We start from the raw sequence: 26,655 nt of genomic DNA, 5'->3' as shown, positions 1-26,655 counted from the left end.
ACCGCGTTAATTCCTTTTGTCTTCGCCCCACAATAATTTTTCCCGAAGTGTTTTGATGAAGCTTTCTTCTCCTAATTGAACTAACTGAATTTTAAAAGGTGCTTTTTCTATAGTAATTGAAGTTTCATTTTCTAATGTCAAAATCCGTGAATCTAAAGAGGCGAGGTATTCCTTTTCTCTTCCTGAAACTTTTAATGTTATTTTACTAGAGTCTGGGATAACAATAGGGCGTGCGCTTAAATTATGAGGGGCTATAGGGGTTAATACAATACAATTGTTGCTTGGGTCTATCACAGGTCCCCCACAACTTAAGGAGTATCCAGTCGATCCTGTAGGGGTGGCAACAATGAGGCCGTCAGACCAATAAGATGTTAAGTGCTTGCCGTCTACTAATGTTTCCACTTTTATCATGGACGTGGTGTTTTTTCTGTTTACCGCTACTTCGTTTAAGGCAAAGTTTAATGGTACAATCCCCTCGTGGTGAGGCTCTGTCTTAATAGACAGTAAAGAACGTTCTGAAATATAATAATCACCGTTTAAAATTTCGCTTATACTTTTAGTTACATCCTCTTTTTGAATAGTGGCAAGAAAACCAAGTCTTCCAGTATTAACACCTACAATAGGAATGTTAAGGTCACGAACAAAAGTAACAGATTTTAAGATGGTGCCATCTCCTCCGATACTAAAAAACAAATCGTATGAACTGTCTAGCTTTGTAAAAGTGTCAAACTGTGATAGGTCTGAATGAAATTCTTGATGTTCCTTCATTAAACCCAAGAAATTAGCTTCCACAACAATTTCAACATCCTTTTTTTTAAGAGCATTAAGAATTGCTTGTATATACTTTTCACTATTCTTATGATAAAACTGACCGTAAATACCTATTTTCATCGAGTTGGTTTTTTAAAATACATCAAACTACATGTTAAGATATTTGTCTAAATAAGCAGACCGTTTCTTCAAATCTTCTAAAAATTTATCTTCCTCGTGGTTCGAAATCACATTATAGCTATAGCGTCTAAAAGTTTGGACAATGGCGTTCATGCCTATGTGACCAATTTTTATAGTTGCCTGCATCAAGTCATTCTCAATATTAGAAATAAAAATCCCTAATATCTTCGCGTCATTACTTTCAATAATTTGGCAAATTTCAGAAAAAGAATAATCTGTAATTCCCTTTTCAACCACTATAATGCCTCCAGCTTCACTCAAAAATGGAGTGTCATTAAAAATCGTCATAATATCGCTCAACTCGTAATAGCCAAGATAATTATTTTCATTTGTGAGTACAGGCATAATATTGCTTCCGTTTTGAGCAAATGCCTCTAAAATATCAAGCCAATTAGTTGTATCGCGAACGTGAAAAGGTTCTAAAGTATTTTGAAAATCTTGTAGTAGCTTTCCAGAATCGAAGCAATGCACATCAGTTTCAGAAATGCTACCTGTAAACTCACCATCTTTTATTACTGGAATATGCGAATAGGTTAGTTGACTAAAAGCCCTCTGAACCTCAATAATTGGGATTGAAATGTCAAAAGGATTGATATCATTAATTATATAGTGCTGAGTCTTCAAAAGATAAATTTTTTATGCAAAATACTTAAATATCCTTGTAATACCGCAAACAAGCATCGTATTTTTACACTACAAAAAAAGAAATATCGAAGATGACAAAACTGAGCGTAAATATTAATAAAATAGCCACACTTCGCAATGCTAGAGGAGGTGATTATCCAAATGTAATACAAGTAGCAAAAGATATAGAAAAATTTGGTGGGCAGGGCATTACGGTACATCCGCGTCCAGATGAGCGTCATATAAGGTATCAAGACGCTTATGATCTAAAGAAAGTCGTCACTACAGAGTTTAATATAGAAGGAAATCCAATTTCAAAGTTCTTGGAGATGGTTTTAAAAATTAAACCCACTCAAGTTACGCTTGTGCCCGATGCTTTAGACGCTATAACAAGCAACGCTGGTTGGGATACACTTAAGCACGTAGATTTTTTAGCTGAAGTGATTTCTGAATGTAAAAGAAATGGAATACGAACTTCAATATTTGTAGATCCTAATGTGCAAATGGTTGAAGGCGCTGCAAAAATAGGGGCAGATAGAATAGAACTGTATACCGAAATTTTTGCTGATCAATACAAACTTGGAAATGAAAACGCGGTTAAACCTTATGCAGAATGTGCAAGTTTAGCATATAAACTAGGTATGGGAGTTAATGCAGGTCATGACTTATCGTTAGAGAATATTAAGTTTTTCAAACAGAGCGTACCACACCTTGCTGAAGTGAGTATTGGACACGCATTGATTTCTGAAGCATTATATAATGGTCTACAACAAACGATTTCTGAATATTTAGAAAAACTTAGGTAACTATGATATTGCATTCACAAATAATAGGTGAAGGGGCTCCATTTGTAATTCTTCATGGATTCATGGGAATGGGTGATAATTGGAAAACCTTAGGTAATAAATTTTCCGCTTTTGGGTATCAAGTTCATTTAATAGATCAAAGAAATCACGGGCGTAGCTTTCATGACTCAGTTTTTTCATATCCTGCAATGGCAGAAGATTTATATAACTATTTAAATCACCATAAGCTTGATAATATTATTTTGCTGGGACATTCAATGGGGGGTAAAACCGCGATGTATTTTGCCTCACAATATGATACAATGGTTGATAAATTAATTGTTGCAGATATTGGACCAAAACAGTATCCTCAGCATCATCAAGATATTTTAAAAGCATTGTCTCTTTTAGATTTCACAGCAATTAAAAGTAGGAGAGAAGCAGATGAAATGCTATCGGAATATATTAGCAATGTCGGTACGCGGCAGTTTTTACTTAAAAACCTACATTGGGTAGAAAAAGGGATTTTAGGCCTTAGGGTAAATCTACCCGCAGTTACAAAAGAGATCGAGCAAGTAGGAAAAGCATTGCCAGAAGAGTTTTCTTTTGAAAAAGAAACACTTTTTCTAAGAGGTGATAAATCTGGATATATTGAGGATCTGGATATGATAGCTATTAAAAAACAATTTCCCAACAGCAAATTGTCAACAGTTTCTAATGCAGGTCATTGGCTACACGCAGAAAATCCTACTGATTTTTGCCATTTTGTAACAGATTTTTTATAACATTGTAAGCAAAAATTTACTACGTACGCATAATACTTTGTGTTTTTCCATTTTAATACGTAATTTATACCGCAAACAGAAAATTTAGAATTTTAACTTTAATCTTAAAAAATTATGAAAAAAGTATTCCTCCTTGCTACACTAATGTTAGCAACATCGGTTACCTATGCCGGTGGATATAGGGTAAGTCTTCAAGGAAATAAAGCCTTGGCAATGGGTCATACAGGGGTTGCTGTTGTGAATAGCAGTGAACTTGTATTCTTTAATCCAGCTGGTTTAGTATATCTTGAAAACAAATTAAATGTCAGTATGGGTGCAAGTGCAGTATTTGCAGACGTCGCTTATCAAAATCAAGCCACTGGGCAAACGGCATTAACAGATAGTGGTGTAGGAACACCTTTTTATGCTTATATTTCTTACAAAGCCACAGATTGGTTAGCACTTGGGTTGGGAGTTTACACTCCTTTCGGTAGTGGTGTAGCCTATGAAGATGACTGGGCAGGTTCTCACTTAGTTAACAATATTGATTTGTCTGCAATATTTATCCAGCCTACTGTTTCTATTAAATTAAGTAAATACTTTAGCATTGGTGGTGGACCAATATTCGCGACAGGTTCTGTGAACTTTAACAGAAACTTGAACAGAACACTTGCTAATAATGAAGGAGAAAGATCTGAAGTTACAGTAGATGCTTCTGGCGTAAATAGCTGGGGTTGGACTGCAGGATGGATGTTAAATCCAACAGAGAACCTTACAATAGGTATGAACTATCGTTCAAAAATTATTCTTGAAGCAGAAGGTGGTGATGCAGATTTTGAGAATATTCCAAACTCACCTTTGGCTCCTTTCGCTGACACTACATTTGATGCAAGATTACCATTGCCAGCTGAACTTACAGTAGGTTTGTCATATACATTTGGTGAAAAGTGGTTGTTTGCTTTTGATTTTAACCGTGCTTTTTGGAATGAATATCAGAATTTAAATATTGATTTTGCAGATGAAAATATCCCAGACTCAGTAAATGCTCGTGATTATGAAAACGCATCTACCTATAGATTCGGTCTTCAATACGAAGCAACAAAAGCGTTCACTTTAAGAGCGGGTTACTACTTTGATGAATCTCCAGTGCAAGACGGTCGTTTCGCGCCAGAAACACCAAGAAATGATAGTAATGGTTATACAGCAGGTTTAACAATGAAGTTGGGTAGTAGATTTGAAATAGACGCTGCTTTCTTATACCTACATTTTAAAGAAATAGATGCCTCTTATGATGCTTATTTTGAAAATGGACAAGCAGTTCCTTTTAGTGGAACCTACAAATCAAGCGTATTCGTTCCAAGTCTAGGTATTTCTTACAAACTATAATCTTAAAAAACATTTCAAATGAAAAATACAATAAAATTTATGATAGGTTTCGCTGCCATTGGTTTGGTAAGCTGTGAACCAGAATTTGATACACCCGTTGAAGAAGAATTCTATACCAATGGTGATGCAGATTTTTCTAACTATGTTGCTGTAGGGAACTCTTTAACTGCGGGATTTGCAGACGGTGCCTTATATATTACTGGTCAAGAAAATTCGTATCCTAATATTATGGCTCAGCAATTTGCGCTGGCTGGCGGTGGACAATTTACACAACCTCTAATGGCAGATAATTTAGGAGGTTTGTTACTTAATGGAATTCAAGTTAACGATAATAGATTGGTGCTTTCAGCAGATGCTCAAGGAAACCCAGGCCCTACTGTTTTAGAAGGCACTCCAACTACTGAAGTAACTACAAGTGCCACAGGTCCATTTAATAATATGGGGGTGCCAGGAGCAAAGAGTTTTCATTTAAGCGCTCCAGGATATGCTGCTGCTAATCCGTTTTATGGAAGGTTTGCGACAAGTGCAAACGCAACAGTAATTGACGATGCAACATCTTTAAGCCCTACATTTTTTAGTCTTTGGATAGGAAATAATGATATTCTATCTTATGCTACTTCTGGAGGAGCTGGTGTAGACCAAACAGGTAATTTTGATCCTAGTTTGTATGGAAACAATGATATTACAGACCCAATGGTATTTGCAGGTGCTTATAGTTCACAGGTAGATGCTTTAATTGCTGGTGGGGCAAAAGGAGTTTTAATTAATCTTCCAGATGTAACGTCGATACCTTATTTTACAACGGTGCCATTTGCACCATTAAGTCCTTTGGATCCTAATTTTGGTCCTCAAATACCAACATTAAATGCCACATATGCTCAATTAAACGGAGCATTTGCATTTTTAGGAGTTCCTGAAAGAGCAATTTCTTTTTCACAAACTGGCGCGAGTGCTGTTGTGGTTCAGGATGAGGGATTGGTTAATATTGGAGCAGATTTAACGCAAGTACTTATAGCAAACGGATTTCCTTCTGGTCTAGCGGCAATATATGGACAACAATACGGTCAAGCAAGACAGGCAACTTCTGGAGATTTATTGGTGTTACCTAGTTCAGGCGTAATTGGTCAGGTAAATGTGGAGCGATTAGCAGAGTTAGTTGCTTTAGGTATTCCACTAGAACAAGCTGGACAACTATCGGTTAATGGGGTCACCTATCCTATGCAAGATCAATTTGTATTAGTTCCTAGCGAAAGAGATGCAATAACTGCTGCTGCTCAATCTTTCAATGCGACAATCCAAGGAATAGCTGCTGCTAATGACTTAGGTTTTGTAGATGCGCGTTCTGCTTTAGCACAAGTAGCAAATGGCGGTGTTGCATTTGATGGTGGGATTCTAACTTCTCAATACGTAAGTGGTGGAGCATTTTCTTTAGATGGTGTGCATCCAACTCCTCGCGGGTATGCTTATACAGCTAATTTAATTATTGATGTTATTAATAGAAAGTATAATGCTACAATACCTAAAGTTGCTGTTGGCAGCTATGGGACTGTTACGTTGCATAACAATATGTAATTTGTAGTTGATTTTATTTAGAACGCCGCTTTCATTATTACGAAAGTGGCGTTTTTTATTTCTCTAAATTGAATCTAATATATTTTCAAGATCTAAAAAGGTACGAGTATCTATTGGGCGTTAAAGACAGCGAGCTAATAAATTAAGCCAATGAACTTACTTGTTTTTTAGTTCATTTTCTTTCCAGTTTAATTTGAATGATGCTGTTAAAGAAAGTATTGTTATTTATTATAAATGGAGAGACAAACCCTTTTAACAGGGATGTTTTTGTAATTGTAGTGTTTTCTTTTGATGTTTTAAGATTGGTTAAAAACATCTCTTCAGTTATTTATTCCAAGAAGGCACCGTGTTTCTTAATTTATCTTTGCTAGTTCGACGTTGCGTGATTTCTGGGAATGTTTTTCTAACACTTTCAGTCATTATATAGGTTGTATTACTAGTTCCAAGAGAATCGACTAAAAGGCGCGTAATGCCTCTATCTTTGCTGCTTATAATTGGGTTAAAAATGGTAACTAACCTCTTGGAGAGCCCTTTTTTTTAATGATTTGTGCGCGCTGTCTTGCGTATATAATTTCCAATCTTCGTTCTTAGTATTTTTAATGAACTTGCATAATTAATGCTATCATTAAAAGACCACATTCACTTCTAGATAGGATAACACCAATGGAAAATGGAACGCCGACAAATACCTGATTTTAATGAAAAAATTATCCGCACAATTTAACTAACTAACTAACTTTAACAGAATACCCTCGTTTTATAGGGGTCAAAACACCACACAAATCAGGTCGAATTTAGTTTTTAAAGGAGTGGTTTTAGTATTCATTTAAAAAAATATTGAGGGGTTAATTTTTCACTCTATTACTTGCACGCCTTTCCAAAATGCAACGTGTCCTTCTATAGGTTTTGCAGCGCGTGACGCACTGGGATAATACCAAGCAGCATCTTTGTTGAAGAGGCCATTCACTTTAAGGGAAAAATAAGAGGCGTCTCCTTTCCAAGGACAATTCGTACGAGTAGTACTCTCTTTGAAAAATTCCATATTAATTGATTTTTTTGGAAAATAATGATTGTCCTCTATAACGATAGTGTCATTACTTTTTGCGATAATTTTGTCATTCCAAATTGCTTGCATAGCATCGTTTTACGAGCATTTAAAAATATAATTTTTATAATAATTTTTCTTGCCGGAAAAGCTATCGGCTATGGTCAATTTTGATTCTTTGGCAAGCCAAGAAATTGTTTTATCATCATATTTTTGAGAAATTTCAGTATGTATGGTTTCCCATTGGCTGAAATCTATTGTTATATCTAATGCTGAAATATGTACCGATTGGGCTTTATTCGCAACTAAAAAACTTTTTGCAGTGCCTGTTTCGGGGTTATAGAGTTCCCAGTGAATAAATTTTTCTAGATCAAAATCGCCACCTAATTCGCTATTAATTCTTGTAAGTAAATTTTTATTGAAGGCGGCTGTTATTCCCGAAGGATCATTGTAGGCATTAAGAATAGTTTGCGGGTTTTTCTTTTTATCAAAGCCAATAAAGAGTAGATCATCTTGTGACATTGCTTCTCTTAATTTTGATAAAAATTGAATAGCTCTTGAATGCAATAAATTGCCGATGTTGGAGCCTAAAAACATAATAACCTTTTTCCGTTTATCAAATGTTTTAAGTCTTTCGAGTACTTCAAAATATTCGCCTTTTTCGGCTTCAACGTTTACTTTTGGTAATTCAGTCTTTAATGTTTTAGTTAAATCATCAATTGCGTTTTGACTTATATCTATTGGTTTATAGCAAAAATCAATGTTTTTTTCAGTTAAATATTTCAGTAGTATTTTCGTTTTTTTACCGTCACCTGCGCCTAGTTCAATAAGATCAAAAGCTTCAGAATTTGCTTTAAAATGATTGGTTATTGCTACAGTATATGAGTCGAAAATTTCGTATTCTGAATCTGTTAAGTAATATTCTGGCATTGCCATGATATCTTGAAAAAGTTCATCACCTTTTTTGTCATAAATAAATTTTGACGAGAGATATTTGGGGTAACTGTTGAGGCCTTCAAAAACTTCTTTTTTAAATACGGAATCCCAAGTAGTCTTTTTTTGTAAGGTCATAGGTCTTTACTATTTTGCTAGTCGAATACCAGTATATTGCCAGCGTATATTTGTTTGAAAAAAATTACGATAGGTATGGCGGGCGTGTTTTGGCGCTGTAGCTATTGAAGCTCCACGAAGTACTTTTTGGTTTACCATAAATTTTCCGTTATACTCCCCAATTGCGCCAGTAGCTTTTTTATATCCTGGATAAGCTAGTAAAGCGCTTTCGGTCCATTCCCAACGTTGGCCCCATTTAAAGTTAGAGCAAGCAGCTTCCCATTCAAATTCTGTAGGGAGCCTGCATCCTTTCCATTGTGCGAAAGCAAATGCTTCGTAATATGAAACGTGCTTTACTGGTGCATTTAAGGCAAGAGGCTGTAATCCTTCCAGTGTATAATGATGCCATTTTCCATCAAGATTGTGCCAGTACAAGGGTTGAGAAACTCCTGTGGTTTTTATCCATTCCCAACCATCGGCATGCCAAAAGTTAAAATCTTTGTATCCACCACTTTCAACAAATTCTAGGTATTCTTTATTAGTAACTAGTTTGTTGCAAATTTTGTAGTCCTGTAAGTAGACTTTGTGTCTTCCAAGTTCAATGTCATAGTGAAAGACTTCAGGGTCAATGTGTCCTATTTCATAGATTCCTTCATTAATTGATGTCCATTCTATAGATTGATTTTCTTCAGTGTCTTCAACAAATGATTTTGTGTATTTGGGTTGAAAAGGATTGTTACCTAAGATATATTTAATATCGGTAAGTAATAATTCCTGATGTTGTTTTTCGTGGTGAATCCCCATTAACAAAACATGCTCTAATTCTGGATTATAGTCCGTAGCCAATAACTCTTTAAGTTCACTGGTAACATAATGTCTGTAGTCGAATACTTGAGTTACACAAGGGCGTGACATATTACCACGATCTGTGCGAATCACTCTTTTTCCAATAGTTTCATAATAGCTGTTAAAAGCAAACGCAAAGTCTGGATGGAAGAGTTTGTAATCTTTCTTGTAATGTTTTAGAATAAATTCTTCGTAGAACCAAGTAGTATGACCCAAGTGCCATTTTGGTGGTGAAACATCGAGCGCAGGTTGAACCACGTAGTCTTCAATCTCAAGAGGTTTGCAAAGTTGCTCAGTTAATTGTCGTGTTTCAGTAAAAAGCGATACTAAATTTTTAGTGTCTATCATAGAAAGGTTTCTAATTCTTTAGGAAAATTTAAAGGTACGGATTTTATATATGTTTTTTAAAAACTGTAGCGCAGTTGTTATTTTTTTAAGCTACAGATTAGTTTTTAACAGCTAGTCTTAAGAGATTTTAATAAAAATTTCTGTCTGTTTTTCTTCTCTTGGAATTATTTCAGTGAGTAGTAATAAAACCAGTTTAGCTTACCCACCGATTTTGGCGAGGGAAGTTATTGACAACGGTTATGGTTTTTTTATAATTGTAGTTTTGTTACAATTAAACGGCTACTGCTCCTTTTATGTGAGGATGTGGATTATAGTCTACTAATGTAAAATCCTCAAATTTAAAAGCAAATATGTCTTTTACCTCAGGATTTAGCACCATTTTCGGTAGATTTCTTGGACTCCTAGATAGCTGAAGTTCTATTTGCTCTGTGTGGTTGTTGTAAATATGAGCGTCTCCAAAGGTGTGAATGAAATCACCTGCTTCATAGCCACAAACCTGCGCCATCATCATTGTAAAAAGAGCATACGAAGCAATATTGAATGGAACTCCCAAGAAAATATCCGCACTTCGTTGGTATAATTGGCAAGAAAGTTTTCCATTCGCTACATAAAATTGAAAGAAAGCATGACACGGTGGAAGCGCTGCTTTTCCATTGGATACATTTTCAGAAAAAGGTTTTGAAGTGTCTGGCATTACACTTGGATTCCAGGCGCTTACAAGCATTCTTCGACTGTCTGGGTTTGTCTTTAGTGTTTTTACGATTTCTGAAATTTGATCAATTTCTTCATTATTCCAATTGCGCCATTGGTGACCATATACGGGGCCTAAGTCGCCATTTTCATCTGCCCAATCATTCCAAATTCTAACACCGTTTTCTTGAAGGTATTTGATATTAGTGTCACCATTTAAAAACCAAAGCAATTCATAAATAATAGATTTTAAATGTAATTTTTTAGTCGTTACCATTGGAAAACCTTCGCTTAAATCAAAACGCATTTGGTAACCAAAAACACTTTTGGTTCCTGTTCCTGTGCGGTCAGATTTTTTTATACCTTGGTCTAAAACGTGGGTTAAAAGGTCGTGGTATTGTTTCATATATAGGCTATTATATTAACGTTAAAAGTAAAAAAGAAGGGCTAGTTGTTAAGCTATAAACCGATAGAATTGTTACAAGTTATTAACGAGTCACTGCAATTATTATAAATCGTGATAGTTGAAGCTTATTTGTTTTAAAATTAGTTAGAACGATACGCGTTTCTTAGTGGGATTCACTTGGTAAGTGCATTTCGCGTCTATAAATTGTGGAAATAGCTTATTTATAACTTTATTCCTAATTTCAACCCATTACTATGGTGTTTTTAAATGAATTTTATGGATAAAAAACCTCGGGCATTTTATTTCATAGTGGCTATATCGTCTTTTAAATAAGAGACTCGATCAGACTATCCTATCAACATTCCAGCAATAGTAGCCGTCAATAAAGCGGCGATTGTACCTCCTATTAGTGCTTTGATTCCAAATTTCGCTAAGGTTCCCCGTTGTGAAGGTGCCAATACTCCAATACCACCAATTTGAATTCCGATGGAAGCAAAATTTGCAAATCCACAAAGTGCATAGGTGGCGATAACAATGGATCGGTAATTTGTGATTGCTCCACTTGCTTTTAAGGTGCTTAAAGAGCTATAAGCATAAAATTCGTTAAGAATGGTTTTTTCACCTAGCAGTTGCCCAACTGTCGTAATATCTTGAATAGGAACTCCAATTATCCAAGCAACGGGCGCAAATACATTACCAAGTATATACTCCATTGAAAGCATGTTGTATCTCCCGTCTGAGGATGTTTCAATGAGTGTATTTAAACCAGAAATATCCCCGAGTAAATCACCCAAGATCCAATTAGCGACACCCATCAAAGCAGTGAAAACTAATAACATGGCTCCAACGTTCACTGCAAGTTTTAGTCCGTCAGTCGTTCCACGAGAGATCGCGTCCAGAATATTTGTTCCAACTTTTTCTTTTGATATATCAAGATTTGTATTTACTTCTTCTGTTTCAGGATATAAAATTTTTGCAATTACAATGGCAGCGGGTGCAGACATAATGGATGCCGTTAATAAATGTTTTGCAAAAACGGCTTGTTCTGCGATGCTGTCACCTCCTAAAAAAGCAATAAAAGCTGCAAGAACACCACCTGCAATAGTTGCCATTCCTCCCACCATTAAACAGAGCATCTCAGACTTGGTCATCTTATCTAAGTATGGTTTAACTACTAAGGGAGCTTCTGTTTGTCCAATAAAAACATTCGCTGCCGCTGCAAGACTTTCTGCTCCAGAAAGTCGCATCGTTTTACTCATAACCCACGCTAATCCTTTTACAACTACCTGTAGGATTCCTAAGTAATAAAGTAAGGATGTGAATGCTGAAAAGAATACAATTGTTGGAAGCACTTTAAAAGCAAAAATGTATCCCATGCTAGCAGATGGGTCTACTAATTTTCCAAATACAAAGAGCGCACCTTGCTCGGCAATATTTAAAAACTCTACAACTTTTCTAGAAATCCAATCGAAGCCATAGGTGACGAAATCTACTTTTAATACTAAAACAGCAAAGATGAGTTGTAATGCAATTCCTGTTAAAACGAGGCGCCAGTTTATTTTTCTTCGGTTACTACTTAATAAAAAGCAAACTGTAATTAGAAAAAACATTCCTAAAAGACCACGCCCAATGCTTTTTGTATTGATGCCTATGCCTAAATCTGTGTTTAGCGCTAAATTACTTTGAGAATCATCTGTATTAATTTCAGATTCTGCTGTTATAGGAATAGTAGCGGCAGCTGCAAAGGAATAAACAAGCTCATTTTCTGTAAATTGTAAAGATGTTTCTGTTAATTTGGTAACTCTGTATCTCCTAATGGTATCTATTGGTTGGTTGTAAAAAAGCACCAATAAGTTATTCTGAAAAATATAATCACCACTTGCCTCTAAATCATTTTTGGATTTTAATGAATATGAAAATACCCCCTTGTCTAATTGAAAAGTGTCATTTTCAGGATCTATTTCAAAGAGTGATTCTCCTTGACTTGAAACAATTTCTTGAAAACTCCAATTTTTTTCTATGCTCTGGCTCAAAAGGGTTCCAAAAGAAAATAGAATTGCAAATGACAAAAGAAATTTGTTCATAAAATGGCTTAGTTCCTTTTAGAAATTTCGTCTCGTATCTTGGCTGCTCGCTCGTAGTCTTCGTTTTCTACTGCAGCGTCAAGCATTTTATAGAGTTCTTTAAGTGTGTTCTTTTTAAAATCGCTTGTGTCTGTTGCTTTAGATTCTTGGTCTTCGTTTTCTAATAATTTTTCAAGTACCGCAGCTTCGTCCCCCTTTTTTGATTCTTTTTTCTGGGACGATTTTAAATAGATCCCTGCACTTTCTAAAATACCCTTGTATGTAAAAATGGGTGCTTTAAACCGCAAAGCCAATGCAATAGCGTCACTTGTTCGGGCGTCAATTATTTCTTCAATGTCATCCCTTTCACAGATAATACTGGAGTAGAAAACACCATCTACAAGCTTGTGGATAATTACTTGCTTTACAACAATTTGAAATCTATCAGAAAAATTTTTAAAAAGGTCGTGGGTAAGTGGACGAGGAGGCATGATTTCTTTTTCTAAAGCAATTGCGATACTCTGCGCTTCAAATGCTCCAATAACTATGGGTAGTTTTCGATCACCGTCAACTTCACTTAAAATAAGAGCATATGCGCCATTTTGAGTTTGGCTGTATGATATTCCCTTAATATTCAATCGTATTAGGCTCATATTCAGTTTTCAGTAGCAGTTGTCAGTATTATATTTGGAATTTTTTTTCCCTCGCTTAAAATAAAGTATTCTTAACACCTTCGCAAAACAATTTATTAAACCGAAGGTTGTCGAGTGTTGTTTAAATTTCATAAAAATTTAGACCAAATATCGAGTAAATAAAAGGCTGTTTAAATAAGGTGTTTATCCATATTTAAACAGCCTTTTACGGTTGCACAAATTAACAAAAAATTACTTCGATACAATTCTTTTTTTTCATAAAACCAATAGAGAATCACTTAGTAACCTTTGTATTTTGATTTAATTAAGCATTTTGCGCCTTAAAAACTTTTAATTTTTCAATTAGCTGCGGGACTATTTCAAAAGCATCACCAACAATACCGTAGTCTGCTGCTTTAAAGAATGGTGCCTCAGGATCTGTATTGATAACTACTTTTACTTTAGAAGAATTTATCCCTGCTAGGTGTTGAATAGCACCACTAATTCCTATAGCTATATAAAGGGTGGACGCTACAGGTTTTCCTGTTTGCCCTACATGTTCACCGTGAGGTCTCCATCCCATATCACTCACCGGTTTTGAACAGGCCGTTGCTGCTCCCAATACGTCTGCCAAATCTTCAATCATTCCCCAGTTTTCAGGGCCTTTCATACCACGACCTGCTGAAACAACAGTTTCTGCATCGGCTATTGTTACCTTGTCTGTCGCCTTATCTATGGAAATAACTTTGGTTGAAAAGTCTTCATCATCTAGTGTTGGATTGAATGCCTCTGCAGTTGCTAAAGCGCTATTTTCTTTAAGACCGAATGCGTTTTTTCCTAAGCCTAAAACTTTAACTTCCGTCGAAATTTGAGTAATTGCGAATGCCTTGTTTGTAAAAACATTGTGTTTTACTTTAAAAGGAGAAATGCTTTCTGGAGCAGCAGCCACGTTAGGGACGTATCCAGCTTCAAGATTTACGGCTATCAAAGGAGCCATAAATTTTGCGTCTGCGCTTTGTGTTAAGACAACTACCTTAGCGTCTTCCGCTTTTGCAGCTTGTGCGATAACATCAGCATATGCTTCTGCATTAAAATCATTTAATTTATCATTGGCAACCTCAAGTACTTTATCTGCACCATAGGTTCCTAATTGTGATGCATCCCCTCCGTTCACAGAAACAGCGGTAACTGTTGTTCCCATTTCGTTGGCGATTGCTTTTGCATAAGAAACTGCTTCCAATGCTATTTTTTTGAATGAACCGTTTTCAGATTCTGTGTATACTAAAACACTCATACTTATATATTTTTATTAGAACTCTCCACCGGAGCATCGTTATGGGGAGCGTAACTCATAGAGTTAGTTTATTCTTGCGTACATACCCCCCTAGCCCTCTTCGAAGGGAAAATTTGTTTAAATCACTTTAGCTTCGTTGTGTAATAAGTCGATCAATTCATCTACGTTATCAACTAATTTTACAGCTCCTCTAGCTGCCGGTTTTTCAAAAGATAACGCATTTGTTTCAGTTGGGGCATCTATAGGTTCTTTTACGGTAAGTGGCTTGCTACGTGCTTGCATAATACCGCGCATATTTGGGATGCGAAGATCACTTTCTTCTACCAATCCTTTTTGTCCACCTATAACTAAAGGCAATGAAGTATTGATGGTTTCTTTTCCGCCATCAATTTCGCGAATTGCTGTAACGGCATCTCCTTCAACTTCTAAGCTAATACAGGTATTTACAAAATTTGCATCCACCATTTTTGCAAGCATTCCAGGAACCATTCCTCCATTATAATCGATGGACTCTCTACCGCCAATTACTAAATCATATCCACCTTCCTTGACAACGGCTGCTAATTGTTTAGCAACGCTATAGCCATCTGTGGCTGGTGTATTTACTCTAATGGCGGCATCCGCACCTATGGCTAATGCTTTGCGCAGCGTAGGCTCTGTTTCTGGGCCTCCTACATTTACAACATGCACGCTGGCACCTTGCTTCTCTTTAAACCACATGGCTCTTGTTAAGCCAAATTCATCATTTGGATTGATAACAAAATTTACTCCAGTGGTGTCAAATTTAGTATCACCTTCTGTAAAATTAATTTTTGAAGTGGTGTCTGGGACGTGGCTTATGCACACTAATATTTTCATCTTCAGTGCCCGAGTAGTCGGGTAACTTATTTATTTAGAAAAACATCCGGCTGGACGTCTCCCTAGCCCTTAATTCGGCTCCGATCAGTACGGCGCTTCAATGGGGATTAGACAAAGTTTTAAATGGTATTTTAAAATTTAATTTAGTTTCAAAATACCAATTACAAATATAATCAATAAATATCTAATTTACTATGCGTGCATAGTATTTTTTTTCTTCAGAAATTCAAGAAAACGTTGTACTCACTTTATTTAATTGTGTTTCTCTTAGTTTGTATAGAATTGGTTATTTCTTGAAATAAGTACTATTTTTGTTATCCAATAAATTTTGAAATATTTGAAATAAGCATTGCGTTTTGATTTACAAGAAGTTTTGAAGATAAAGGATATAAATAGCCGCTATATTGATGTAGCGTGTTACTAGAAACATTTAGTCAAATAATAGCGCTAATGGTTTTGAGAATAGCCTAAGAAAAGTTTAATTAAAAAGATACTCCTCTTACTAAGCGGAGCCGAAGTATGAAAACACTACAATTTAGAGAAGCCATCTGCGAGGCAATGAGCGAAGAAATGCGACGAGACGAAACCATTTATTTAATGGGCGAGGAAGTTGCAGAATACAATGGTGCCTATAAAGCCAGTAAAGGAATGCTGGATGAGTTTGGCGCAAAACGCGTAATAGACACCCCTATTGCAGAACTTGGTTTTGCTGGTATTGCCATTGGTAGTGCGATGAATGGGAATCGTCCTATTGTGGAATATATGACATTTAATTTCTCATTGGTAGGGATCGATCAGATTATAAATAACGCAGCAAAAATACGCCAGATGAGCGGTGGGCAGTTTAATTGTCCTATCGTTTTTAGAGGTCCAACGGGTTCAGCGGGTCAATTAGCTGCAACACACTCTCAGGCTTTTGAAAATTGGTTTGCAAATACACCAGGCTTAAAGGTAGTGATCCCATCAAATCCAGCAGATGCTAAAGGGTTGTTGAAAAGTGCTATCCGAGATGACGATCCAGTAATTTTTATGGAGAGTGAGCAAATGTATGGAGATAAAGGTGAAGTGCCCGAAGGAGAATATCTAATTCCTATAGGGGTGGCTGAAATTAAAAGAAAAGGAACCGATGTAACGATTGTTTCTTTCGGAAAAATTATTAAAGAAGCTTATAAAGCTGCTGATGAATTAGCAAAAGAGGGGATTGAATGCGAAATCATTGATTTGCGTACGGTTCGTCCTATGGATCGTGATGCTATTTTGACTTCAGTTAAAAAAACGAATAGATTGGTAGTTCTTGAGGAGGCTTGGCCTTTTGGGAATGTTGCAACTGAAATAACATACTTAGTACAAAGTCAAGCATTTGATTATCTTGATGCCCCTGTTGAAAAAATAAATACGGCAGATACTCCGGCGCCATATTCGCCAGTGCTTCTCAAAGAGTGGTTGCCTAATAGTGACGATGTAGTTAAGGCGGTAAAGAAAGTGATGTACCTCTAGGAAAAATCACAAAATCTAGAACAAAAAAATCCCAAAGACTCTTTCCAATTCTTTGGGATTTTTTTGTTTTGGTATAATATTCCAAGGTTTACCTCGTTTCTTTTAAATTTGAGATTTCATTTTTTTGTGATTTCAACACCATATTGGGATCGGCTGGGGCAGTTTATTATTCTGATAATCTAAAGTGACGCTAGTATATTGAACATCGAATTTTTAAATTAAATATAATAATTAATCAAATCTGAATGAGTTATAAATAAAAAAAAAGGAAACCAGTATCTTCCCCTCTTTGAGCGTAGGGGAGCGCGCACCGAATTTATTCTGGAGATTTTTTGTAATTTTAAGAAACCTTTTCGACCCATACGTTTAATATTATTCTTAATTTGCGCCCTTTTGTAGGCGATTTCAAGCCACTATTATTTATGAAGAACCTAGTTGTCCTTTTCTTATTACTCATTACTGCAGTAGTCTTTGCTCAAACAAAAGTGAGCGGTTTTGTTAAAGATCAATCTGGCGAAGGCGTTCCTTTTGCTAATGTAGTTTTTAAAGATAGTTTTGAAGGCACCATTACCAATGAAGACGGTCGTTTTTATATGGAAAGTGACGAAACCTATGATACGGTTATTATTTCGTTTATAGGATATGTTACAAAAGAAGTAACCCTAGAATCTCGCAGTAATTATAAACTCGAATTTATTCTTGCTGAAGAAGCCTCTTCACTCGATGAAGTAGTAATCGTAAGTGGAAAACAATCTAAGAAGAACAATCCTGCCATCGATATTCTTCGAAAAATTTGGGAAAACCGAAGAGAGAACGGAGTCAAGAAATTCAAACAATACACCTACGATAAATACGAAAAATTAGAGTTTGACCTTAATACAATTGACAGTGCACTCATAAAAAGTAAAATCTTTAAAGGGATGGAATTCATCTTTGATGAGGTAGATACTTCCCGTGTAACAGGGAATACGTACTTGCCAATTTTTATTAATGAAGCTTTTTCAAAGATATATGGGGACAACACCATCAATGAAAAAAAGGAAATTTTAGAAGGAAATAAGAATTCTGGTTTTAGCAATAATAACACGCTTATTGCCTATTTAAAAGATCTCTACTCAGATTATAATATATATGATAACTATTTAAAGTTATTTGATAAAGCGTTTACGAGCCCACTCTCGAGAACTGGGATAGATGTCTATAATTACGCTTTGATAGACAGTACATTTATAGGGGATAAATGGTGTTATAATATTGTGTACTATCCACGTCGTAAAAACGAGCTCACATTTAAAGGTGATTTTTGGGTAAATGATACTACTTGGGCAATCAAAGAAATAAATCTACAAGCATCTAAAAGCGCTAATTTAAATTGGGTTCGTGACGTTTATATTGAACAAGAATTTGATGTACTAAACGATTCCATTTTTTTAATTACCAGAGATTACTTTTTAAGCGATTTTAGTTTTAGAGATAAAGAGGAAGCACGCGGTATCTATGGAAAAAGAACAACACTTTATGATGGCTATAAATTTGATGTTCCTAAGGAAAAGGAATTCTATAAAGCACAAGTAGATCCGTATCAGTATGAGGTATTTAATCGGCCTGATGAATTTTGGGAGGAGAATAGATTAGAAACGCTTAACAAAGATGAAAAGAGCGTATATAAGATGCTGGATACGCTAAAAACAGTTCGGAGATTCAAGACATTATATAGCGCAGCGTCTGTTTTAGCATCTGGTTACTATGAGGTGAAAAATTTTGATATAGGGCCAGTTTTTTCTATTGTAGGTTTTAACGAAGCCGAAGGTTTTAGAGTCCGTTTAGGAGGAAGAACTTATTTTTCTCAAAACGATCCTTGGCGTTTAGAAGGCTTCACAGCCTATGGATTTCGTGATCAGAGATTTAAGTTTGGCTTGTCTGGTAAATATCTTTTGGATAGGAAATCGCGATTAACGGTTTATGGAGGATATAGAAAAGATGTAGAGCAAACTGGAGCGAGTTTATCATCTACTAATGATGTTTTAGGTAGGAACCTAGCGTCTTCTGCTTTGATTACAGTGGGAGTAAATGATAAATTGACTCGAATAAAATTATCAACTGTAGGATTGTCGTTAGAGCCAGCAAAAAACTTCAATGTGCGTCTCACTGGTTCTTTTAGAGAGCTTCGTTCTGCCACAGAAACCTTCTCTATTGATTATTTAAAAGAGGATGGTACCATTGGGAATGATGTTAATCAGCCAGAAATTCAACTACTCACATTTTTCACCCCTGGAAGAAAAGTATCTGGTTATGGAGTAGAAAGAACGATTATTAACGAAGGGGACTTTGCAAGTATTTATGTGGGCTATACTTATGGTATAAAAGATTTCTTAGGGGGAGATTTTGAATATCAGCGCATTCAAGGTTTGTTCACTCAACCTTGGAATATTGGGGGAATTGGTAGATTAACCTCTACTATTGAAGCAGGTAAAACCTTTGGAGAAGTAAATTTAAGTTTGCTGAATCCAATTCCTGGAAACCAAACCTTATTCAGTATTTACAATACGTTTTCTCAATTGGATTTTTATGAATTTGTGAGTGATGAATATGTGTCATTGCATTTGCAACACAATTTTGGAGGTCGGATTTTTCAACGCATTCCTTGGGTTCGTGATTTGAATTTAAGGGAGGTAATAGGTTTTAGAGCTGTTATTGGTAACATAAGCCAAGGTAATATTGATATTAACAGATCCAATAATCAATACCAATCACCCACAAAACCTTATTACGAATACAGCGTTGGTATTGGAAATATTTTTAAAGTGTTTAGAATCGACTTTAATTTTCGTGGAAATTACCTTAACGAAGTAGCCAATCCAGATGCTCGAAAATTTGGTATTACTGGATCCTTTGGTTTTAATTTTTAGAAAGATTCCTGATGTATGGTTCAGTGTTTATTAATTGAAAAATTGAATCAAACTACATTTTTTTATTCCTAGTGTATAACTCATCTCAGAGAAAAATGAAGCAATACAGCTTTGTTTAAATAGTATGTTCTTCAATACTTTTTCCTAATTATTATTCAAACTAACATCTACACGTGGTTTAATTAAGATATGAGCTTATTGTAAATCAATATCTTAGCGTTGAATTAGCAGCTAACTAATTCAACATCAAATATTCTAATATTTTTTTAATCGCTTTTAGTTTTTTAAAGTCATCTCTTTTTGCTCAAAGAACGGTTAAAAATCAAAACGGTGTACCTGCATCCTCCAAGGTTTCGCTTGTAAATCTTATAAAAAAAACGAATAACACCTTTGTAGCGCCTACTCCAAATATTTGTGTGCTAGATGTGGTTGTAACTGGCCTAGGCGGTGGAATTCCAACGGGTGGTATCTATTCTGGAATAGGTGTTAGTGATGATGGCAATGGGATGACCTTTAGCTTTGATTCAACAGTCTTTGCTCCAGTGGGAGGAAACATTCCCGTGACCTATACCTATGCCGATACGAATGGCTGTTCTAATGACACCACCGAAAACATCTTTGTTAATGATGCTATGAATTGTGATGCTTGTCAAGCCACAGCTACCTTTGGTGCTGCGGGTTGGGGTGCAGTGATGCCTAGTATTGACAACCTAGTACTCATCGAAGCAGATTATGATACGGCGCTCTTAGGTTCTTTTGAAGCCTGTAAGTTGATCGTAAATCCAAGAGCAAGGAACCTTAAACAACGGAGTTATTACCTATGCAATGGAGTTTAACGGCGATACGAATTCGAGTCCCTCTATGTTAGCCAACCCATATCCATCTGCCATTGATGCCTCCCTATTTTTAAATGCAAACCCTGAGATTGATGAAGTATATTTCTGGGAGCATATTACCGAGCCAGGGGTATTCCCAGGAGGAAATATAACTACTGAAAACTTCTCGATGGAAGACATCTCGATGTACAGCCTCTCTGGAGGTATTGGAGCAGGAACACCCGCAACCAATGGGAGTACAACTCCCAATGGTATGATCGCTACCTCGCAAGGCTTTGCTGTAAAAGCGAATGCAATGGGAACCGCTATCTTTAACAATGCAATGCGGGTAACCACTGGGAACAACACCCTAAGGAATACTGTATCAGAGGGCAACAGAATCTGGTTACAGCTAGAAAATGCGCAATACAGTCTCAGCAGTGAAGTATTAATTGCCTTTATGCCAATGGCAACAAAAAGCTATGATTCAGGATATGATAGCCATCAGATTGGTAGCCTTGTATCGCTATACTCGCATTTACCAGACAATACGATGTCTTTAGGAATTCAAGGTAGAGAAGTCTTTAATAAGGAGATACAAATCCCAATGGGATATGCTTCTCAAATAGACGAGACTACCACCTTTAAAATTACCATTAAGCAACTAGAAGGAGTCGACATTGAAAACGCGACCGTGTATCTAATAGATAAGGCTACAAGAACCATTACCAACCTTACTAAAGAAGGGGCCTATAAATTTAGAAGTCGAAAAGGAAACTTCCCAAATAGGTTTACACTTCAGTTTATGGCCTATGATAGATTTGGAAGAATACTAGGAGATGATGCTGCTGCTATTTCCGCCATTTCTGTAGTGCCTAATCCTACCGATGGACTGTTGTTTATCAACTCCCCTAATTCAATAATCAATACCATTACCCTTACAGATATGAGAGGAAGGCTCGTGCGAAACCTAAAGAATATTGACGGGTTGAACTCCACCATCGATATCTCGGTATTAGATAGCGCTGTGTATTTCCTAAAAATTGAAACCGAAAAAGGAACCTTGGTCAGAAAGGTTATGAAAGAATAGTTTCAAGCAAAATAATTTAAAGATTAAAAAGCCGCTTTCAGTATAAAAACTAAAAGCGGCTTTTTTATGCTACAAAGAGAACAAAAGGAATAAAAAAAAGGAAAAATCTACCTCCATGGAAGCTGGCTCCTTTGTTTTTTTGGTTGTGTATTTCCGTATCGTTGCAGCCTGACGGAACTGAAAAGTTTTACGGGCAAATCTTTGATCGCTCCTATAAGCCCCTTCCTTCCACCACAAACAATTGCAGCCACAATGAGTCCTCTTGATTTGAGGTAATTGATACCTTGTATTTAAAGCGCATTTGTTTCCGAATAGACACAATGCCAAAGTAGATTTTACTTAGTGCAGGCATCCTTAAATAACATCAAACCAAAGCTTCGACTCCAATAGGTAGTGTCTATTAATACTATAATTTTTTTCGGGATTATCTCTGGTATAAAAATCTTGTGCAAACCCATTTTTCGGGGGGGGTGCTTCTCTTAGAGCATCCATACTTTCTAGCAAGCTGCTGATAGGTCTGTTTACTTTTGGTGTATTCCTCTCAAATTATAGCCAGAATTATTCGTTCTCCACCAATAGCGTCCTAAACGTTTAAAAAAAGAGAAGGGGAATTTTGTTCCGCAAAGTTACCTTTGTATTGCAACACAAAACACCCCTCTCTGATGATAAATATAACATTGTTTTCACAAATAATCTCAAAATTAGATAATTCAAAATTCAAAAAATTAGTCAAGTCGCACCAAAGTGATAAACATCAAAAATTAATGACGTTTTGTTGCGTTACAACGGTGAATAAAAGTATCTTAGTAAAGTATTAGTAATTTAATACCTTGCGAAGCCTATGATTTTATGCATTATTCGTATCCAGTATTATTGGGAAGAGTTGAAAATCTAAAAGCAACTCAATTCTAATATTAAAGTTATATTTATGAAAAAAACATTACACTCAGTAATTTTAATATCTAACTTTCTAATAATCAGTTTTTTTGGTTTTGCGCAAGACCCTACTATTGGATTAAAATTCTATAATGAATTAGTTTCAGATGGCTATTTGCTATTTACACCTGAAAAGAATAATAATGTTTATTTAGTTGATCCTTGTGGTCAAAAAATCCATCAATGGATCTTTACAGAAAACCCTGGAGCGACTTGCTATTTGTTAGAAGATGGTAATTTATTAAGAGCTGGAAAAGAGAATATTGAAGTTCGCGATTGGAATAATAATATAGTATGGTCTTTTGAAATTGGCACCCTTGGTTATAATCAGCATCATGACATTGAACCATTACCTAATGGTAATGTACTTTGTCTAGTTAATGACACTTATACGTCAGCTGAAATGCTTGCAATTGGTAAAGATCCAACCACTGTTGGCGCTACATTAAAGCTAGACAAAGTTATTGAATTACAACCTTTAGGCCTTTATGGTGCGTCAGTAGTTTGGGAATGGAAGTTTTTTGATCATTTTATACAAAATTATGATAACACAAAACCTAATTATGGTGTTATAGCTGATCATCCAGAACTTATAGATCTCAATTATGTAGATACAGATGTTCCTAATCAACTCACAGATTATACACACGTTAATGGGATTGATTATAATGCCACTCTAGATCAAATCATTCTATCTACAAGGCATTTTAACGAAGTTCATATAATTGACCACAGTACAACTACCACTGAAGCTTCTGGACATATTGGAGGGACTTCAAATTCGGGAGGAGACATTCTATGGCGCTGGGGTAACCCACGAGTTTATGGTCAAGGTGGTGCTAGTGATCAAAAGCTATTTTTACAACACGACGCAAAATGGGTTGAGACAGGTTATTTAGATGAAGGGAAAATTTCAGTTTTTAATAATGGGATATCTGGAAGAACGAACAGTTCAATCCATTTAATTAGTACCGAAATTATTGATGGTATTTACACCAAAGAAAATGATTTTTTTAAACCTCTTGACTATGATTGGTCATGGAGTGGTTCCATACTTGGAGATGTTATGTCAGAAGGGAAAAAGTCTGGAACTCATGCACTTCCGAATGGAAATATGATACTTTGCGAAACCTCAAAAGGACAAGCTTCAGAAATATCTAAATCTGGGGATGTGTTGTGGGTATATAAAAACCCAACAGGTATAGATGGAAATGTATCTGCTCAGTTTGAAACAATTAGTAGTAATGGTTTATTTAGAGCCGAAAAATATCCTATTGAATATGCTGGTTTTGTAGGAAAAGATTTAACTCCACTTGGTATTATTGAAAATATTAATCAGGTTTCCATGAATTGTGTTAATGCTTGTCAAGCCACAGCTACGTTTGGCGCTATGGGTTGGGGTGCAGTGATGCCCAGTATTGACAACCTAGTACTCATCGAAGCAGATTATGATACGGCGCTCTTAGGTTCTTTTGAAGCCTGTAAGTTGATCGTAAATCCAGGAGCAACCCTTCGTGTTAATGCGGGGGATTATATCTTGGTAAATACAGATATTACCGTATCTGTGACGGGAAGTTTACTAGTAGAACACACCGGAAGTGTGGTACAAGTAGAAGACAGTGCGATGGTTACCAACGATGGTACCATCAACGTCAATGTGACCACCCCAGAGGTAGCTCCTAGAGACTTTATACTCTCTGGTAGCCCAATGACTATGGAAATGCGCAATGGGGTTTATAACAACTCTTTTAGAGTCGTAAAACATTTAACGGCAGCGTTTGATCCAGACCCAGCTGTGGATGCTTTCTATATGCCTAATGTCGTGGCCAACTTTGTGGATGTTGATTTTAATGACTGGGTGTTCCATACAGGAATCATCAACCCTGGTGAAGGATATTTTGTATATCCACAAACGAGCTTAGCCGACGGAAATTCAACCTATGACTTAGTCTATGAGCAAGGAACCTTAAACAACGGAGTTATTACCTATGCAATGGAGTTTAACGGCGATGCGAATTCGAGTCCCTCTATGTTAGCCAACCCATATCCATCTGCCATTGATGCCTTCCTATTTTTAAATGCAAACCCTGAGATTGATGAAGTATATTTCTGGGAGCATATTACCGAGCCAGGGGCATTCCCAGGAGGAAATGGAACTACTGAAAACTACTCGATGGAAGACATCTCGATGTACAACCTCTCTGGAGGTATTGGAGCAGGAACACCCGCAACCAATGGGAGTACAACTCCCAATGGTATGATCGCTACCTCGCAAGGCTTTGGTGTAAAAGCGAGTGCAATGGGAGCCGCTATCTTTAACAATGCAATGCGGGTAACCACTGGGAACAACACCCTAAGGAATACTGTATCAGAGGGCAACAGAATCTGGTTACAGCTAGAAAATGCGCAATACAGTCTCAGCAGTGAAGTATTAATTGCCTTTATGCCAATGGCAACAGAAAGCTATGATTCAGGATATGATAGCCATCAGATTGGTAGCCTTGTATCGCTATACTCGCATTTACCAGACAATACGATGTCTTTAGGAATTCAAGGTAGAGAAGCCTTTAATAAGGAGATACAAATCCCAATGGGATATGCTTCTCAAATAGACGAGACTACCACCTTTAAAATTACCATTAAGCAACTAGAAGGAGTCGACATTGAAAACGCAACCGTATATCTAATAGATAAGGCTACAAGAACCATTACCAACCTTACTAAAGAAGGGGCCTATAAATTTAGAAGTCGAAAAGGAAACTTCCCAAATAGGTTTACACTTCAGTTTATGGCCTATGATAGATTTGGAAGAATACTAGGAGATGATGCTGCTGCTATTGCCGCCATTTCTGTAGTGCCTAATCCTACCGATGGACTGTTGTTTATCAACTCCCCTAATTCAATAATCAATACCATTACCCTTACAGATATGAGAGGAAGGCTCGTGCGAAACCTAAAGAATATTGACGGGTTGAACTCCACCATCGATATCTCGGTATTAGATAGCGCTGTGTATTTCCTAAAAATTGAAACCGAAAAAGGAACCTTGGTCAGAAAGGTTATGAAAGAATAGTTTCAAGCAAAACAATTTAAAGATTAAAAAGCCGCTTTGAGTATAAAAACTAAAAGCGGCTTTTTTATGTCTTCATTCTAATAAGGATAAATCTATCTGATACTTCGTATTTGGAAGCTTTTTTAAAAGTCCTACAACTACTTCATTTAAAAAAATAAAATCGCCATCAGATTTTAGTGTCTAATCAGCACTAAACCGATCCTTTACGTATTCAATTTCTGTTTTGCCGTGAGCGCTTGGTTTTCCATTTTCGCCTAAACTTACCATAATTATAGAGTCAATAGTAATAATAACTTCTCGGGTCATTTTATTACGCACTTCGCAAGCTAAAGTTAATGAACTGTTCCCGTATTTTTTGGGCCTCAACCCTATTTCGATTATATCCCCTTTTTTTGCTGAACTTCTAAAGTTTATTTCACTCATATACTTAGTAACCGTTCGTGGATTTTCTAATTGAATAATTGCATATATCGCAGCTTCCTCATCAATCCATTCTAATAATCGCCCTCCAAATAGGGTTCCGTTTGGGTTTAAATCTTCTGGTTTTATCCATTTACGTGTGTGAAAATTCATAAACTGTAATTTTAATAGTAGAAGGTAATTATTTACGACACTTACATTTTGTGAAATGCGGGAATTCAATAGTTATATACGCGGGTTGTACTCCTGTATTTATTTTTTATAGTTTTCTTTGATTTTCTAATAAACCAAATTACCACAATTGGAATAACCAAAGGGACAATTATCCTCTTTTTTATAAACTTGCAATACCGCTTTCTATGACCTCTATTAATTTAAGGTCTAAAATAGAAAATAAATATTGTAATCTATTAGTGGTCTTCCCTTAAAACCGAACTGTTCCGTTTTCTAAAGCTTCTATAAAGTTGTTCTTTTTAATTATTCCGGAGCTCGTCCCAGAAGAATTAAGTTCTGCATATTTTAGACGACACTCATAAAAAGCAGCAGAACTAACTTCGTGTTTCCAGCTAACTATCACATAATAATATCATTGACAAGCTCT

20 protein-coding genes and 1 pseudogene are annotated in these 26,655 nt (G+C 36.2%); 10 read left to right on the top strand and 11 right to left on the bottom strand.

The features are described from left to right. Positions 1-6: 6 nt before the first annotated feature. Together ABXT67_RS02870 and ABXT67_RS02865 are read right to left on the bottom strand one after the other, a co-directional pair. Positions 7-891: an NAD kinase gene (locus ABXT67_RS02870; protein ID WP_415375783.1), complete on the bottom strand. Its 885-nt coding sequence runs from the start codon at positions 889-891 to the stop codon at positions 7-9. Positions 892-918: 27 nt separating this feature from the next. Next, a complete protein-coding gene (locus ABXT67_RS02865) occupies positions 919-1,575 on the bottom strand; it encodes a CBS domain-containing protein (protein WP_415375782.1) in 657 nt (218 codons plus the stop codon). A gap of 92 nt (positions 1,576-1,667) precedes the next feature. Between ABXT67_RS02865 and ABXT67_RS02860 the strand changes: the two genes are divergently transcribed. The 4 genes from ABXT67_RS02860 to ABXT67_RS02845 all read left to right on the top strand — a co-directional run bounded on the left by ABXT67_RS02860 (position 1,668) and on the right by ABXT67_RS02845 (position 6,082). Continuing rightward, on the top strand, positions 1,668-2,381 hold the full coding sequence (locus ABXT67_RS02860) for a pyridoxine 5'-phosphate synthase (RefSeq protein ID WP_415375781.1): 714 nt from the start codon (positions 1,668-1,670) through the stop codon (positions 2,379-2,381). Positions 2,382-2,383: 2 nt separating this feature from the next. After that, complete coding sequence (locus tag ABXT67_RS02855; protein WP_415375780.1) at positions 2,384-3,145, top strand: alpha/beta fold hydrolase; 762 nt, start codon at positions 2,384-2,386, stop codon at positions 3,143-3,145. Positions 3,146-3,259: 114 nt separating this feature from the next. Then, complete coding sequence (locus tag ABXT67_RS02850) at positions 3,260-4,510, top strand: OmpP1/FadL family transporter (protein WP_415375779.1); 1,251 nt, start codon at positions 3,260-3,262, stop codon at positions 4,508-4,510. Positions 4,511-4,528: 18 nt separating this feature from the next. Continuing rightward, on the top strand, positions 4,529-6,082 hold the full coding sequence (locus tag ABXT67_RS02845; protein ID WP_415375778.1) for a G-D-S-L family lipolytic protein: 1,554 nt from the start codon (positions 4,529-4,531) through the stop codon (positions 6,080-6,082). Between the two features lie 853 nt (positions 6,083-6,935). On the opposite strand, the gene ABXT67_RS02840 is transcribed toward ABXT67_RS02845, so the two are convergent. From ABXT67_RS02840 to ABXT67_RS02805, 8 genes are all read right to left on the bottom strand, one after another. Further along, positions 6,936-7,217, bottom strand: a complete 282-nt coding sequence (locus ABXT67_RS02840) for a DUF427 domain-containing protein (protein ID WP_415375777.1) — start codon at positions 7,215-7,217, stop codon at positions 6,936-6,938. Between the two features lie 9 nt (positions 7,218-7,226). After that, positions 7,227-8,198, bottom strand: a complete 972-nt coding sequence (locus ABXT67_RS02835; RefSeq protein WP_415375776.1) for an L-histidine N(alpha)-methyltransferase — start codon at positions 8,196-8,198, stop codon at positions 7,227-7,229. A gap of 9 nt (positions 8,199-8,207) precedes the next feature. Next, entirely contained in the window at positions 8,208-9,371 is a 1,164-nt protein-coding gene (gene egtB, locus ABXT67_RS02830; RefSeq protein WP_415375775.1) for an ergothioneine biosynthesis protein EgtB, read from the bottom strand. Between the two features lie 271 nt (positions 9,372-9,642). Then, positions 9,643-10,467, bottom strand: coding sequence for a thymidylate synthase (locus ABXT67_RS02825; protein ID WP_415375774.1), 825 nt, complete (start codon positions 10,465-10,467; stop codon positions 9,643-9,645). A 347-nt stretch (positions 10,468-10,814) separates the two neighbouring features. Further along, positions 10,815-12,551: a NupC/NupG family nucleoside CNT transporter gene (locus ABXT67_RS02820; RefSeq protein WP_415375773.1), complete on the bottom strand. Its 1,737-nt coding sequence runs from the start codon at positions 12,549-12,551 to the stop codon at positions 10,815-10,817. An 8-nt stretch (positions 12,552-12,559) separates the two neighbouring features. Then, positions 12,560-13,183 carry a bifunctional nuclease domain-containing protein gene (locus ABXT67_RS02815; protein WP_415375772.1) on the bottom strand — a complete coding sequence of 208 codons (624 nt, stop codon included), beginning with the start codon at positions 13,181-13,183 and terminating at the stop codon, positions 12,560-12,562. A gap of 304 nt (positions 13,184-13,487) precedes the next feature. After that, positions 13,488-14,456 carry an electron transfer flavoprotein subunit alpha/FixB family protein gene (locus ABXT67_RS02810; RefSeq protein WP_415375771.1) on the bottom strand — a complete coding sequence of 323 codons (969 nt, stop codon included), beginning with the start codon at positions 14,454-14,456 and terminating at the stop codon, positions 13,488-13,490. Between the two features lie 117 nt (positions 14,457-14,573). After that, the gene (locus ABXT67_RS02805) at positions 14,574-15,314 is read right to left on the bottom strand and encodes an electron transfer flavoprotein subunit beta/FixA family protein (protein ID WP_415375770.1); all 741 of its coding nucleotides are present in this window, start codon (positions 15,312-15,314) and stop codon (positions 14,574-14,576) included. A 516-nt stretch (positions 15,315-15,830) separates the two neighbouring features. Here ABXT67_RS02805 and ABXT67_RS02800 point away from each other — a divergent pair. From ABXT67_RS02800 to ABXT67_RS02775, 6 genes and pseudogenes are all read left to right on the top strand, one after another. Further along, positions 15,831-16,811: pseudogene (locus ABXT67_RS02800) on the top strand (pyruvate dehydrogenase complex E1 component subunit beta); the annotation flags it as partial. 422 nt (positions 16,812-17,233) lie between these two features. Next, the gene (locus ABXT67_RS02795) at positions 17,234-19,720 is read left to right on the top strand and encodes a DUF5686 family protein (protein ID WP_415375769.1); all 2,487 of its coding nucleotides are present in this window, start codon (positions 17,234-17,236) and stop codon (positions 19,718-19,720) included. A 416-nt stretch (positions 19,721-20,136) separates the two neighbouring features. Continuing rightward, on the top strand, positions 20,137-20,556 hold the full coding sequence (locus ABXT67_RS02790; protein WP_415375768.1) for a hypothetical protein: 420 nt from the start codon (positions 20,137-20,139) through the stop codon (positions 20,554-20,556). Further along, entirely contained in the window at positions 20,546-21,625 is a 1,080-nt protein-coding gene (locus tag ABXT67_RS02785) for a T9SS type A sorting domain-containing protein (RefSeq protein WP_415375767.1), read from the top strand. Before ABXT67_RS02790 ends, ABXT67_RS02785 begins: the two co-directional genes overlap by 11 nt. A gap of 662 nt (positions 21,626-22,287) precedes the next feature. Then, positions 22,288-22,443 (top strand): DUF4372 domain-containing protein, encoded by a 156-nt coding sequence (locus ABXT67_RS02780; protein ID WP_415375766.1) that lies wholly within the window; start codon positions 22,288-22,290, stop codon positions 22,441-22,443. 110 nt (positions 22,444-22,553) lie between these two features. Beyond that, positions 22,554-25,634, top strand: coding sequence for an aryl-sulfate sulfotransferase (locus ABXT67_RS02775; protein ID WP_415375765.1), 3,081 nt, complete (start codon positions 22,554-22,556; stop codon positions 25,632-25,634). Between the two features lie 180 nt (positions 25,635-25,814). Here ABXT67_RS02775 and ABXT67_RS02770 read toward each other — a convergent pair whose 3' ends face one another. After that, positions 25,815-26,207: an acyl-CoA thioesterase gene (locus tag ABXT67_RS02770; RefSeq protein WP_415375764.1), complete on the bottom strand. Its 393-nt coding sequence runs from the start codon at positions 26,205-26,207 to the stop codon at positions 25,815-25,817. Positions 26,208-26,655 lie beyond the last annotated feature (448 nt).

It is taken from the genome of Patiriisocius sp. Uisw_017 (assembly GCF_047731265.1).
GTDB lineage: Bacteria > Bacteroidota > Bacteroidia > Flavobacteriales > Flavobacteriaceae > Patiriisocius.
This window is presented reverse-complemented; position numbering and strand designations above follow the sequence as displayed.